This is a genomic window from Pseudomonas sp. KCJK9058 (assembly GCF_046230975.1).
In the GTDB taxonomy this organism is placed as follows: Bacteria; Pseudomonadota; Gammaproteobacteria; order Pseudomonadales; family Pseudomonadaceae; genus Aquipseudomonas; species Aquipseudomonas alloputida.
In genome coordinates, this window is the sequence record NZ_JBJJLR010000116.1 from 1 (window position 1) to 892 (window position 892).

1 pseudogene is annotated in these 892 nt (G+C 55.7%); it reads right to left on the reverse strand.

Annotated features, from left to right (window positions below):
* Nucleotides 1-892: pseudogene (locus ACK59Z_RS25835) on the reverse strand (hypothetical protein); the annotation flags it as partial.

The following is an 892-nucleotide window of genomic DNA, read 5'->3' on the forward strand; positions in this document are numbered from 1 at the left end:
AGTGAAAGCAGGCAGTTTCTTGTCAAAGTCCAAGTTGATGTCGGCGTGCGACTCTCCATCATTGATGCGATTACCGAATATGCTACGTGCTGCCCACAGTTCTATTGGGCTGTGAAGGCGTTCATGTGCCTTGGCGTGTAGGTAGAGGCCTCCTGCGATGATGGCTACGCCTACTAGGACAAGGGCAGCGGCGGCCCATCCGGCAAAGGGCACAACCGATGTCACGCCTGCAATTGCAAGTCCTGCTTCAAGGACGACAGCGGAACCGACAGCCATGGTGAAACCACCAGTCAACGTGTAATCGGCAGCCGCTTGATTTCCGTTCGCTCTCTGGCGCCTTGCTTTGGAGATATCAGAAAGCAAGCTAAATGCTATTGCCGGGTATCCGGCTAATCGGGCAAACAGATTGCTACCCAAGAACTTGATAACCCCATTGCCAAAGGCCATGCCCGGCGCTGTGGCACTTAATCTCAGCATGACGGCCTTATGCGTTGCCCGCACGCTGACCAACGTTGCCGCCGCTGCACCAATCAACCCGAAAACAGATGAAGCGAACCCCATGGTGTATTCCGGTGCATCGCTCTTCTGCAGGCTGTTGTAGGCCGTCTTGAGCGATAAGATGTTGAACCACAGCATCCCCGCGTTTAAACCACCCCCACCGCCGGAAGTGAGCAACCCGAGGAAGTTGGGTTTCACCCGTGCAGTGGTGGTCAGCTCGATGGACACCGTGCGGCTTCCTGATATGCGCAACGCTTTCATCTCTTCAACCTGCGCCATGCCGCTCTTCAAATACCGCTGCACCTCCTGGCTAAAAGGATTTTCCGTAATGGCCTGCTCGGTGATTCGATAGCGCGCCGCCAACAACCCCAGCGCTTTCTCGGCATTGGCCTCG